This window comes from Kitasatospora sp. NPDC002543 (assembly GCF_053594915.1).
In genome coordinates this window covers 16,087-28,847 of record NZ_JBSFWR010000108.1, presented here as the reverse complement: position 1 = coordinate 28,847, position 12,761 = coordinate 16,087, and the positions used below count along the sequence as shown (strand labels likewise).

9 protein-coding genes are annotated in these 12,761 nt (G+C 73.6%); 3 read left to right on the top strand and 6 right to left on the bottom strand.

The genetic code is table 11. The annotated features are described in order from the left end of the window. Nucleotides 1–92: 92 nt before the first annotated feature. Nucleotides 93–1,106 carry a helix-turn-helix domain-containing protein gene (locus tag ACWD4P_RS31895; RefSeq protein WP_359821229.1) on the bottom strand — a complete coding sequence of 338 codons (1,014 nt, stop codon included), beginning with the start codon at nt 1,104–1,106 and terminating at the stop codon, nt 93–95. A 145-nt stretch (nt 1,107–1,251) separates the two neighbouring features. Here ACWD4P_RS31895 and ACWD4P_RS31890 point away from each other — a divergent pair, with 145 nt between their 5' ends. Then, nucleotides 1,252–2,145 carry an NAD(P)-dependent oxidoreductase gene (locus ACWD4P_RS31890; RefSeq protein ID WP_359821226.1) on the top strand — a complete coding sequence of 298 codons (894 nt, stop codon included), beginning with the start codon at nt 1,252–1,254 and terminating at the stop codon, nt 2,143–2,145. A 389-nt stretch (nt 2,146–2,534) separates the two neighbouring features. Then, the gene (locus tag ACWD4P_RS31885) at nt 2,535–4,070 is read left to right on the top strand and encodes a flavin monoamine oxidase family protein (protein WP_449782039.1); all 1,536 of its coding nucleotides are present in this window, start codon (nt 2,535–2,537) and stop codon (nt 4,068–4,070) included. A gap of 65 nt (nt 4,071–4,135) precedes the next feature. Here ACWD4P_RS31885 and ACWD4P_RS31880 read toward each other — a convergent pair whose 3' ends face one another. Together ACWD4P_RS31880 and ACWD4P_RS31875 are read right to left on the bottom strand one after the other, a co-directional pair. Beyond that, a complete protein-coding gene (locus ACWD4P_RS31880) occupies nt 4,136–6,670 on the bottom strand; it encodes a BTAD domain-containing putative transcriptional regulator (protein ID WP_449782038.1) in 2,535 nt (844 codons plus the stop codon). A gap of 293 nt (nt 6,671–6,963) precedes the next feature. Next, on the bottom strand, nt 6,964–8,280 hold the full coding sequence (locus ACWD4P_RS31875) for a PucR family transcriptional regulator (RefSeq protein WP_449782037.1): 1,317 nt from the start codon (nt 8,278–8,280) through the stop codon (nt 6,964–6,966). A 215-nt stretch (nt 8,281–8,495) separates the two neighbouring features. Between ACWD4P_RS31875 and ACWD4P_RS31870 the strand changes: the two genes are divergently transcribed. Beyond that, nucleotides 8,496–9,470, top strand: a complete 975-nt coding sequence (locus ACWD4P_RS31870) for an alpha/beta hydrolase (protein ID WP_449782036.1) — start codon at nt 8,496–8,498, stop codon at nt 9,468–9,470. Between the two features lie 40 nt (nt 9,471–9,510). Here the strand turns inward: ACWD4P_RS31870 and ACWD4P_RS31865 are convergent, their stop codons facing one another. Genes ACWD4P_RS31865 through ACWD4P_RS31855 form a run of 3 tightly spaced genes read right to left on the bottom strand, consistent with a single transcriptional unit; the run spans nt 9,511 to nt 12,655 of the window. Then, complete coding sequence (locus ACWD4P_RS31865) at nt 9,511–10,491, bottom strand: AraC family transcriptional regulator (protein WP_449782035.1); 981 nt, start codon at nt 10,489–10,491, stop codon at nt 9,511–9,513. Between the two features lie 23 nt (nt 10,492–10,514). Next, the gene (locus ACWD4P_RS31860; protein ID WP_449782034.1) at nt 10,515–11,486 is read right to left on the bottom strand and encodes an AraC-like ligand-binding domain-containing protein; all 972 of its coding nucleotides are present in this window, start codon (nt 11,484–11,486) and stop codon (nt 10,515–10,517) included. Between the two features lie 26 nt (nt 11,487–11,512). Then, entirely contained in the window at nt 11,513–12,655 is a 1,143-nt protein-coding gene (locus ACWD4P_RS31855) for a helix-turn-helix domain-containing protein (RefSeq protein WP_449782033.1), read from the bottom strand. Nucleotides 12,656–12,761 lie beyond the last annotated feature (106 nt).

The window sequence follows — 12,761 nt, the reverse complement described above, 5'->3', positions numbered from 1 at the left end:
GCCGCCTGGCAGGACACCGACCGACCGATCGTCACCGTGCAGCACGACGGCCCGGGCACCCCGCTGGCCGGGGGCACCCCGGGGGGCGGCCGTCAGCCGAGCGCCCGGGTGCGCTGCCGCCCGCCCGGGGCCGTACCGAAGGCGTGGCGGTAGTCGGTGGGCGTGACCCCGACGTGCAGGGTGAAGTGCCGGCGGAGGTTGGCCGCGGTGCCGAGGCCGCTGGCCTCGCTGACCCGCTCGATCGGCAGGTCGGTGGTCTCCAGCAGGGTCTGGGCGCGGGCCAGCCGCTGGTTGAGCAGCCACTTCAGCGGCGTCATGCCGGTGGAGGCCTGGAGGCGCCGGAAGAAGGTCCGGGTGCTCATCCCGGCCTGCCGGGCCATGCCGTCGACGGTGAGCGGCCGGTCCAGGTTGCGGCTCGCCCAGTCCATCACCGGGCCGAGGCTGTCGCCGTCGGTGACCGGGACGGAGAGGTCGACGAACTGGGCCTGTCCGCCCGGGCGGTGGCCGGAGACGACCATCCGGCGGGCCACCTGGTTGGCGACGTGCGCGCCCAGGTCGCGCCGGACGAGGTGCAGGCACAGGTCCAGCCCGGCGCTCATGCCGGCGCTGGTGAGCACCTGCCCCTCGTCGACGTAGAGCACCGAGTCGTCGACGACCGCCTCGGGGTAGCGCCGGGCGAGCTCCGCCGTGTGCATCCAGTGCGCGGTGGCCCGGCGGCCGTCGAGCAGGCCCGCCTCGCCGAGCGCGAACGCCCCGTTGCAGAGCGAGACCATCCGGGCCCCGGCGGCGGCCGCCGCGCGCAGCGCCTCGACGAGTTCGGCGGGCAGCGGGTCGCCCCGGGAGATCACCGCGTCCGGGACCGAGGGGACGATCACGGTGTCCGCGCCGACCAGGCCCTCCAGGCCGTGCGGCGTGCGCACCGAGAACCCCCGGGCCTCGGCGGCGGAGGGGCCGCCGATCGAACACAGCCGGAGGTCGTACCAGGGATCGGCGAGATCGGGCTGGGGGTTGCCGAACACCGCGTTCGCGATCGCGGTCTCGTAGACCTCGCACACCTGCATATCCGTGTCGTTGATCAGCGCAATGGCCACAGATCCAGGATTCATGTGGTGAGTGTACGGCAGGAATTTTGCGATGTCGGGCACTTCTGCCACTGTCCGCCACCCGCTTCCCGGTGACATCGTGCTGGAAACGGGTCGGCCGGCGGGAGCCATTCCGACCCCAAGGGAAAATGAACGGGAGTCATCTCTTATGTCGAACACCGACGCGGCCCAGGCACCGGTCACGGTCATCGGACTCGGGCTGATGGGTCAGGCCCTGGCCGCGGCCTTCGTGAAGGCGGGCCACCCGACCACGGTGTGGAACCGCACGGCGCGCAAGGCGGACGAGCTCGTCGCCCAGGGCGCGACCCTGGCCGGCTCGGTGCGGGAGGCCGTCGAGGCGAGCCCGCTGGTCATCGCCTGCGTCTCCGACTACGACGCCGTCCACGGCCTGCTGGACCCGCTGGACGACGTCCTCAAGGGCAAGGTCCTGGTGAACCTCACCACGGGCACCTCGACCCAGGCCCGGGAGACCGCCGAGTGGGCGGCGCAGCGTGAACTCGTGTACGTCGAGGGCGTCATCATGGCGATCCCGCCGGACATCGCCACCGAGAACGCGGTGCTCCTGTACAGCGGCCCGAAGGAGGCCTACGAGCGGCACGAGGCGACGCTGCAGGCGCTCGGCCCGGCCGGTACCGCCTACCTCGACACCGACCACGGGCTGTCCGCGCTCTACGACATGTCGCTGCTCAGCATCATGTGGAGCGTCCTCAACAGCTTCCTGCACGGTGCCGCGCTGCTCGGGACGGCGAACGTCAAGGCCACCACCTTCGCCCCGCTGGCCAACACCATGATCAACGTGGTCACGGGCTACGTCACCGCCTACGCCCCGCAGATCGACGAGGGCGAGTACCCGGCCGGGGACGCCACCAACCTGGTCCACCAGGCGGCCATCGAGCACCTCGCCGAGGAGAGCGAGACCCTCGGCATCAACACCGAACTGCCGAAGTTCTACAAGGCGTTCATCGACCGCGCGATCGCGTCCGGCCACGCCGAGAACGGCTACGCGGCGCTGATCGAGCAGTTCCGCAAGCCCTCCGCCTGACGCACCTCCCGACGACGCGGCGGCGTCGTCGGTCATCTCCCGCCTCCGGGGTACGGCTGCCCAGCCGTACCCCGGAGGCTTTTCCGTGTCCGGTGGGAGCCGTCCCGCCGGACCCCGTTCCACTCCTCCGTCTCACGTTCCACTCCTGCCCCGCGCCCGTTCAGCCCCTTCCGTCACAGCGGTTACCGGAACGAGGAGCCCGGCGGCCGTCCGGCGGTTACCTGCGGGTGACCGAAAATCGCCGCCGCTCGGTTACGTTGAGCCCGCAACCTCGGCTCCGGCGCTCTCCCAACAGGCCTGAGCCACAAGGGAGTTCATTCGCCGATCGGCGAACCGCCGGGCCGGTGGGGCGCAAGGCCCCGAGGCCTGTGTACACCTCAAGGAGAATCGTGAGCAGAACCACCGATCGTGGCCGGATACCGACCTCCGCCGACGCGGGAGCCGGCCTCGACCGTTCCGCGCCGCGCGTTCCGCGGCGCACCCTGCTGAAGGCCGCCGGCGCCGCCACGCTCGCCACCGCGGCGGGCGCCGCCGTCGCCCCCTCGGCCTGGGCGGAGGGGGGCGGTCGGACGGCGTTCGACGTGATCGTCGTCGGCGCCGGCCTGGCCGGCGTCACCGCCGCCCGCGAGCTGCGGGCGAAGGGCAAGCAGGTCCTCCTGCTGGAGGCCCGCAACCGGATCGGCGGCCGGACCTGGACGGACACCTTCCGCGGCCAGCAGATCGAGCGCGGCGGCACCTGGGTCGACCCCACGCAGCCCCACGTCTGGCGCGAACTCGCGCGGTACCAGGTGCCGTTGACCGCCGATCAGTGGTCGGACCGGGTGATCCTGCCGACCCTCACCGGCTTCCAGGAGTACGACGCCACGGTGGCCTACCAGCGCCAGGCCCAGCTGTTCACCCAGTACTTCGCGGGCGCGACCACCCTCTTCCCGAAGCCCTTCGAGCCGCTGACCCGCCAGGACCTGCTGCAGGACGCCGACCGCTACTCCCTGCGGGACCGCCTCGACCAGCTCAACTACGCGCCCGCCGACGAGATCCGGCTCACCAGCACCACCTCGCTGTTCGGCGGCACCAGCAAGCGCGGGGCGTACTCCCACCTCGCGCAGTGGTGGGCGCTGGCCGGCGGGACCTTCGAGGGGTTCCACAACGTCAACACCTACCGGCCGCTGAACGGCACGGTGTCCCTGCTGAACGCGATCCTCACGGACGCCGCGCCGACCGTCCGGCTCAACTCCCCGGTCGCCTCGATCGTCCAGCAGGGCACGGAGGCGCGCGTCACCACCCGGGCCGGCGAGCAGTTCACCGCGCCCGAGGTGATCCTGGCCGTGCCGGTCAACGTCTGGCGCACCATCACCTTCGATCCGCCGCTGCCCGAGCCGCACCGGCTGGCCTCGACCGCCGGGATCGGCGTGCCGCATGAGCGGAAGATCTGGCTGGATCTCAAGCAGCCGGCCGGCCGGTTCGTCGCGGAGGCACCGGAGGGGTACCCGATCTGCATCATGGGCCGGCTCAACGACGGCCAGCACGTCGTGGCGTTCGCCATCCAGCCCGGATTCGACGTCAACGACCGCACGAAGGTCGAGGCCGCCGTCAAGCAGGTCGTCCCGCAGGCGGAGCTGGTCGACTACACCGCCACCGACTGGGACACCGAGGAGTTCTCGCTCGGGGCCGGGGCCTTCCGCCGGCCGTTCCAGCTGACCACGCTGTTCCACCAGATCCAGCAGCCGCACGGGCGGGTCAAGTTCGCCGGCGGAGACATCGCGAACGGGTGGAGCGGCTACATGGACGGCGCCGTGGAGTCGGGCCTGCGGGCGGCCGGTTCGCCGACCCTGAACGCCGCCGCCACGCCGGGTTCGTCGAGCTGGCCGCCGATCGTCGGCCACGCGGCGAACCCCACCGCCTACCGCTCGGCGTTCGCGTTCTGACCGCGTGACGAGGACCGGCAGCGGACACCCGTCCGCCGCCGGTCCTCCCGTTTTCCGGCGCCCCGCTACCGGGCCTGGTCCGAGCGCACCACGTACAGCTGAGGCGGGGCGGAGTGCCAGCCGTTGCCGCCGCTGCACCGCTCGTCGCGCAGCGAGGCCGAGCCGGATGCCAGGATCCGGCGCAACTGGTCGCGGCGGACGGCCGGTTCGTCGCCGGCCGCCTCCTTCAGCGCGGCCAGCAGCTCGCCCGCCGAGTTCTTCAGTCCGCTGTCCGCGGTGGACATCAGGAACTCGATCAGCCGGTCGATGGCGGCGTCCGAGATCGGTTCGAGGACCAGCGTGACGCTGTGCCGGATCCCGCCGCCCCACCCGGGGCGGCGGGCCAGCAGCTCCGGCCGGGCGGTGGCGATCACCAGCAGCGGCAGCGCCCCGACGGACGTCGTGAGGTGCTGGACGAAGTCCGTCACCTCGTCGTCGGCCCAGTGCAGGTCCTCGACGACGAGCACCAGCGGGCCCTGTTCCACGGCCCGGGTGAGGAACTGCCGGACGGCCTCCAGTACTTCGCCGGTCGCCAGCCAGCCGGTGCAGGCGGCCGGGTCCGGGTCCACCAGGCGGGCGAGCCGGGCGACCAGCTGCCGGCACTCCTCCGGGGAGGCGACCAGCCGTTCGACGGTGCCGGTGAGTTTGGCCACCGCGGCCGTCCCGGAGTCGCTGGCCAGGATCCCGCAGCAGGAGAGCAGCAGGTCGCGCACCACCTCCAGCGGATGGCCGCCGAAGGCGTGGGTCCGCGCCACCACCAGCCGTACCGACTCCGGGTTGGCCGCGACCCTGCGCTCGAACTCCATGACGAACCTGGTCTTGCCGATGCCGGGCGCCCCCAGCACGGTGACCAGGTGCGGCGTGCCCTGGTGCCGGGTGCGCTGCATCAGGCTGCGCAGCACGTCCAGGTCGTACTCGCGGTCGACCATCGGGACGGCGTGCAGGGCCGAGTACTCCTGCCGCAGCCCGCCGACCAGCCAGCCGCCGGCCTCGCCGCCGCGCCGGTAGGAGATCGCGAACTCGGTGTCCCGGCGCGTCCGTTCGCAGACCCGGATCTCACCGGTCCGGCTGTGCTCCAGCAGGGTCTGGCACTCGTCCAGCAGGGCGCCGGTCACCGAGGGCGGGACGGATCCCTGCCCCGGGTCGTGGCGCACCAGCGCCTCCCCGGTGGCCACCGCGATCTGGACCGCGGCGACGCGGACGGCGGCCGACAGCGCCGGGTCGGTCGGTGTGCAGAGGCGGTCGCGGACCGTCAGCGCCGTGTTCACCGCGCGCTCCGCGTCCTCCTCGCCGACGTGGGGCACACCGAACAGGGCCAGCCAGATCGAGCCGATCGAGGCGGCGAGCGTTCCGCCGAGGCACTCGACCTCCTCGCGGATGACCGCCGTCATGCGCTCCAGTGCCTCGTCCACCACCGTCGGTTCGACGTCGTGGAGTTCGGGGGTGAGCTGGGCCCGGACGATGAGGACGCTGACGTCCTTGCGTTCGCTGACGGGCCCGCGCCCCCCGGCCTCCCCGCGCCCCCCGACCTCCCCGCGCCCGCCGACGTCCGCACGGCCGTTGACGTCCCCGGGCCCGTGCCCGTTGACGTCCCGACGCTCGGAGACCCGCGGCAGGACGGGCACGGGCTCGTCGTCGCACGGCGGCTCCAGCAGGACGCGGGTGCCGGACAGGCCCGGCAGCGCCGGCTCCACCGGGGCGAAGCACACGTCCAGCGACCGGGATCCGACCGCCTGGAGGACCCGGTCGGCGCGGGGCTGGGGCACCGGCGTCATGCGCAGTTCGATGTGCTGGCGCATGGCGGCCGGGATCAACGCCGGTTCGTGGGCGAGGATCGCCCGTTGCAGCGACTGCAGCGCCCGGGCGGGTTCGAGGCCGAGCTTCTCGACCATCGTGGTCCGTGCGCTGTGGTAGACGTCCAGTGCGTCGCTCTGCCGCTCCGAGCGGTAGAGCGCCAGCATCAGCTGGCCCAGCAGGCGTTCGCGCAGCGGTTCGGTGGCGACGGCCTGTTCCAGCCGGACCAGCACCCGCTGGTGGTTCCCGCAGGTGAGCTCCGCCTCGAAGTAGTCCTCCAGGGCGTCCAGTCGGGAGTTCTGGATGGAGGTCAGCTCCGGCCAGTCGACGCCGGTCTCCACCAGGTCGGCCAGCGCCGGTCCGCGCCACAGGTCCATCGCCCGGTGCAGCAGCGGCACCGCGGCGCCCGCCGAGCCGGCCGCCAGCTCCGCGCGGCCCTGCTCGACCAGGCTCCGGAACATGTGAAGGTCCGTCAGGCGCGGTTCGGTGCGCAGCACGTAGCCGGGCGGCTGGCTGAGCAGTTCGGCCGCGCCGCTCCCGCCCGCCCTTCCGTCCTCGCTCTCGCCCTCGTCCTCCTCCTCGCCCTCGGCGAGGCTGAGCAGGCGGCGCAGCCGCCAGACCGAGTTCTGCAGGATCTTGCGGGCCGACTGCGGAGATCTGCCGCCGGGCCACAGCGCCTCGATCAGTTCACTGCTGGCCACCACCCGGTTGGTGTTCAGCAGCAGGAACCCGAGGGTCGCGCGCTGCCTGATCCCTCCGAGTCCCACCGAGCGGCCACCCGCGACGACTTCCAGCGGGCCGAGCACACGAAACCGCACCGCTATCCCCCATGGTCAAGATCACCTGACAATGCCCCGGCCCCATCCGGCCTGGGGCTACGCAGCCATGCCCCCGCACAACGTAACGAGACGATCACAGTCCCTGTACGATCATAAGTGATACACGGGGTGGGGTTAACGTCAAATTATGTTCGAACTGGGCTGTGTATCACGCCACTTCGTCGTTTCGCGGAACCGGTCGTTCCGTGCGGGAGGGACGGCGAGGATCCGCGGGGCACACCCTAGGCGGCGGCGCCCCGGCTCCGGTCGACGAGACCGCCGCCCGGCGCGGCGGCCGGCCGACGGTACCGGCGGTCGTCGAACGCGCCGAGGGACACCAGGAGTTCCCGCACCCGCAGCCCCAGGTGCAGGGCGAAGCGGTCCGCCCCGTTGTCCAGGTCGAGCCCGGTGATCTCCTGGATCCGTCGCAGCCGGTAGTACAGCGACGTGCGGTGGATCCGGAGCTCCTCGGTGGTCCTGGCCACCGAACCGGCGTGGTCGAGGAAGCACCGCAGGGTCTCCTCCAGACGGTTCCCGCAGTCGGACTCCAGCAGGGCGCGCAGCGGCTTCGGGAGCAGCGACTCGTTCAGGGCGTGGTCCGGCAGTTGCAGGAGCACGGCGAACTCGCCGAGGTCGTCCCAGGAGCCGACGCCCTCCAGTCCGGGCATCCGGCGTGCGGCGCGCACCGCGACGAGTGCCTGCTCGTGGGAGGTCCACGCCTCGGCGAGGCCGCGCTGCTGACCGCCGATGCCGACGACGGGATCGGCCGAGGCGTCCAACTCGGCGCCGAGGGCCGCCACGAGCCGCGCGGACTGCTCCCGGAGGGCCTCCGGCGCCCACGGCCGGTCGGCGAGCCGGAGCAGGACGGCCCGGTTCGACTCGACCGCGAAGGCGCCCCGCACCGACCGGCTCCGGAGGACGTCCTCCAGCGTCCCGCGCAGCGCGGTCGCCAGCTGCCCCGGGGGCATCCGGGAGCGCGCCACCTGCACCGAGCACACCACCGCGTGGGGGGCGTCCGGGAGCAGCGCGCCGTCCAGGAGCTGCTGCCGGGCGTCCGTGCGCGCGGCGGGGTCCGCGCCCAGCAGCGACAGCAGGAGCCGCTTCTCCCTGGTCCTCTCCGGGTCGGCCGACTCGTGGTCGGCGGACAGCTGGCCGACGATGGCGGGCGTCGCCCGGGCGATGGCCCCGACCGCCTCCGGAGGCAGCGAGCCGTCCGCGACGACGACGGCCAGCAGGCCGAGGAGCCGGCCGCGTTCGCGCAGCGGCACGCAGTAGCGGGGGAGCAGCCCGAGGTCGTCCCGGCCCTCGACGTAGCCCGGCTTCGTCCACCGGGTGACGCCCTGGGCGAGGACGTGACGGGCGACGTCTCCGCTCGGCCGTCCCTGCAGCAGGACGTGGACGCGGGCCCGGTCCGCGTCGTCGAAGTGCCGGCTGGAACAGACGCGTCCCACCGAGGGGTCGACCAGGGCCACGGACCGGTGCAGCGACTCCGCGAGCTTCTCGACCAGGTCCTTCAACGCGGCACTGCCGACCGGGGCTCGCCGCCACTGTTCGGTCATGGCCGTCCTCCTTCGTGGTCGTCTCCCTCCACGCGGGCCCGGCGGGCCGGGCTCTCGCGTGTCCTCGGCCCACGGTGGCACCGGCGCGATGCCCCACCGTGCACGGTTCTTGCCCCTGTCCGCAGGGACGGCCCGGCCCTCGTGCGTCCGGTGCGGAACTGCCGCAGGCTGAGCCGGCGGGAACGGCCTGTGTGCCGCCCCGCGGAGGAGTTCCCGTGCGAGAAGACGTCGACGTTCCCCGGGTGCCGCCCGTCCTCGGGCGGCAGACGCGGGCCTTCCTCGCGTCCACTCCGTGGCCGGCGTCCCCGCCCGGGGACGGCGCCGCGGCGAGGGCGCGGATGGCGGCCCTCTGGAACGACGGCGGCCGCGAGGAGCCCGAGGTCGAGGAGGAGTGGCTGGCCCTGCCGGGCGGGGACGGGAGCCGGGTCCGGGTGCGGGTCCTGCGTCCCGCGGGTGCCGAGGGGCCGCTGCCGGTGGTGCTCTGCCTGCACGGGCTCGGCTGGATGCTGACCGACGCCCACGCGCACCGGCAGCTGACGGCGGACCTGGTGCTCGGGGCGGACGCGGCCGTGGTGATCCCCGAGTACGACGCCCCGGAGCACGCCCGTCACCCGGGCGCCGTCGAGCGGGCGTACGCCGTGGCCCGGTGGATCGCCGCGCACGGTGCGGGATGCGGCCTGGACGGGAGCCGGATCGCGGTGTTCGGGGCCGGCGCGGGCGCCCAGCACGCGGCCGCGCTCACCCTGGTGGCCCGGATGCGCGGCGGCCCGCGCTTCCGCCACCAGGTGCTGGTCTGCCCGGTGACCGACGCGGCGATGGACACCCCGTCCTACCGCCGGTTCGCGGAGGGGTACTTCCTGAGCCGCGCCGCCATGCGTGACTACTGGCGGCAGTACGCGCCGGACCCGCGGGAGCGCGCACGGGCCGTCGTGTCACCGCTGCGCGCGCCGGTCCGGTCCCTCGTGGGCCTGCCGCCCGCGCTCGTCGTCACCGCCGAGGCCGACGTGCTGCGCGACGAGGGCGAGGCCTACGCGGCGCGCCTGGGGCAGGCGGACGTCCCGGTCGTGGCGGTCCGCTACCAGGGAACGATCCACGGATTCGTGCTGTTCGACCGGCTCCGCGGCACGGAGGCGTCCAGGGCGGCCCGGATCCAGCTGACGGACACCCTGCACACCGCCCTGCACACCTGACGGCGTCCCGCCCCGCACACCTGACGGCGCGCCGCCGCGGTCACTCGGGCGCGCCCGCCGGGACGGTGCCGCCGTGCCGGCGCCACTCGCTCGGGGACATCCCGTAGGCCGCCTGGAAGCGGCGGCTGAAGTGGCTCGGGCTGGTGAACCCGCACCGGGCGGACACCGCGGCGATGGTCAGCCGGTCGTAGCGCGCGGCGGTCAGCATGCTCCGCGCCTTCCCGAGCCGTTCGGTGATCAGCCACTGCTCCAGGCTGATCCCCGCCCCGCTGAGCACGGCGTAGAGGTGCCTGAGCGAGACGGCGTGCTCCGCCGCGATCCGCTCCGGCGTCAGGTCGCGGTCGGCGAGGTGGGACCGGGCGTACGCCATGATCCGGGTGAGCAGCGTCTCGTCCATCGTCGACCTGACCTCGGCGGTCCCCTCGGCGTGCGCGGCCGAGAGGAGCAGGGCGCGGACGAGTTCCGTGGTGGCGGACGCCAGCGCCGCCGAACCGGGATCGGCCTCCAGCCGGTCGGGGTCGCTCCACACGCCCCGCAGGTGCTGCAGCACCAGGCCGTGCAGCGGACTGGCGCGCAGCCGCTGGGACGCCCGGACCACCGTGTCCACCGGCACGCCGAGGCGGTTCGCGTCGAACAGCACGGACCTGGACGCCCCGTCGCCGGACCAGCCGTACGTGCGGGGCGACAGCTCGTGGAAGACGCAGATGTCGTCGAAACCCAGGAGCTCCTGGCGGCCCGCGACGTCGGCCCGGTGGACGCCCAGGGGCTGGAGCGAGACCGAGACGACCGGGTCGCTCCGGTGGTGGCGCACGTGGTGGGCCGTCCGGCGCACCTCGAAGCCCGAGTTGCGGGTGGAGAAGAAGTCCAGGCCGCCGATCCGCCACGCCTCCATGCGCGCGTGGATGCCGTTCTCCGGCTCCTCGTGCGCGATGTCGTTGGGCACGGAGGAATCCGTCAGCGCGTGGCGGAACGCCTCCACCCGCTCGCGGGGCGGCACGGTGTCGAGGTCAAGCAGCAGCACGGGCCCTCCCGGGACGGCGGATCTCAGTCATGGCGACGCACGTGGTCGGCGCCGACCTGCCAGTCCTTCGGCGTCATGCCGTAGGCCGCGCGGAAGGCGCGGGTGAAGTGGCTGGAGTTGGCGAAGCCCCAGCGCCGGGCGATGCCCGCCACCCCGAGCTCGCCGGCCATCGGCCGCAGGAGGTCCCGGCTGCAGCGCTCCAGCCGCTGCGTGCGGATCCACCCGCCGACGGTCAGGCCCTCCTGCTGGAACAGCTTGTGGAGGAAGCGGACGGACATGAAGGTCGCCTCCGCGATCGTGGACGGCGACAGGCCGGGGTCGCGGAGGTTGCGCAGGATGTGGTCCTTGACCCGCTCCAGCGAGGCCGCGGTCCGCGACCCCTGCGGCCGGGCGTGCCCGCCGTGGTCGTCGATGAACAGCGCCAGCAGGTCGAGCGCCGTCGCCGCGGCCCGGCGGCCGACGGCCTCGTCCAGCCCCGGCGCCTCGTGGGCCATCCGCGACAGGTAGGTCGCCACCAGCGCGGCGCTGCCCCCGCCGCCGCTGAACGACGTCGCGGTGAGGGCCCGCAGGTCCCTGTCCGACACGTCCAGCTCCGCGCGGGGGAAGACGAAGGAGGTGAAGGCGAAGTCCTCCTCGATCTTCTTCCGGTACACCCGTGAGGTGTCGGTGAAGGAGAAGTCGCCGGGCCGGAGGAGTGCCTCCCGGCCGTCCTGCTCCTTGAGCGCGGTGCCCCGCTCCTGCAGGCTGAGGATGAGTGACGGCGAGTCGCCGTCGCCGTCGGCGATCAGGCGCCTGCCGCGCGTCACCATCTGCGGTCCCGCCTGGACCCTCGATATCCGCACCGGACCCAGCCGGTGGCCCTCGATCGAGCCGGGGGAGGGCAGCTCCTCCAGGAAGTCCACGGCCATCGGCACGAAGGCGTGGGCCACCGCCTCGGACCAGCTCTGCGCCCGGTCGGAGGGGGACAGGGGTGCGGTGGAGAGGGATGCGGACACCGGGTTCCTCCCAGGTCGACGGGCCATCAGGACACCGGGCCCGGGGTGCCCCGCCGCTCGGTCGGCTCGGCGCCGACGCGGGGGTCGCGGGTCTCGCGGGCGTCACGGGTCTCGCGGGCGTCACGGACACCGCGGGCGTCACGGACACCGTGGGCGTCACGGACATCGCGGGTGTCACGGACATCGTGGGTGTCTCGGGCGTCGCGCCACTGGCTCGGTGAGATGCCGTACCAGGCGCGGAAGATCCGGCTGAAGTGGGCCGCGTCGGTGAAGCCCCACCGCTGCGCCACGGCGGCGACCGTACTGTCGCCGCCGCCCCGGCGGGTGAGGTCCGCGGCACTCGCCTGGAGCCGGCGGCGCTGGATCAGACGGCTGACGGTGACGCCCTCCCCTTCGAAGAGCTTGTGGAGCGAGCGGACGGAGATGCCGTGCGCGGCCGCGATGGTCCTCGGCGCGAGCTCCGGATCCCGGAGGTGCCGCTCCACGTGGGCGCGGATCTCCCACACCCGGGTGCAGCGGGAGTCCTCCGCGGCGGGGGTGTCCCGGGCGGCCCGCTCGGTGACGAGGGTGGCCACCAGGTCGGTGAAGTTGCAGGCCAGCCGGTCGGCGACGAACTCGGGGCAGTCCCCGGCCGACTCGGCCAGGGTCAGCAGGGACCACGCGACCAGGGCGGCCACCGGTCCGCCGGCGTCGGCCACGGTGGCCGTCACCCGCTCCAGCTGGTCGTCCCGCACGCCGAGGGCCCGGCGGGGGATCATGCACACCCTGACGTCCACGCCGCCCGGAAAGTCGACCACGTGCGGGGCCTCCGTGTACCAGAAGGTGACCGCCCCCGCCGGCACCTCGGCCGTCCTGCCGTCCTGCCGCACCACGGCACCGGTGGCCCCCATGACGGCGACCACGACGAACCCGTCGGCCTGCCGGGCATCGCGGGCGATCTCCCGCCGGCCGCGGGTGTAGCAGCGGGGAGCCGCCTCGGTCGTGATGAAGAGCAGGTGTCCCAGCTGCCGGGTCCTCATCCGTCCCGGGTCCGTCGGGGGCTCGTCCGAAGCGACCGTCACGGGGAGCGCGGCGACGGAGACGGCCCGGGTGAAGCGGCGGGCCGCGGTCCCGTGCCCCGGGGACCCGGTCGGGCCGGTCGGGCCGGTCGGGCCGGTCACGGATGTCATGGGTCCTCTCCCTCCGGTCGGTACGGCATCCAGCATGGGACACGGAATGACTTACGTCGGGGGCAGGATGACTGTGAACCGACTGTCCCCGATGTGTCGCCGGACA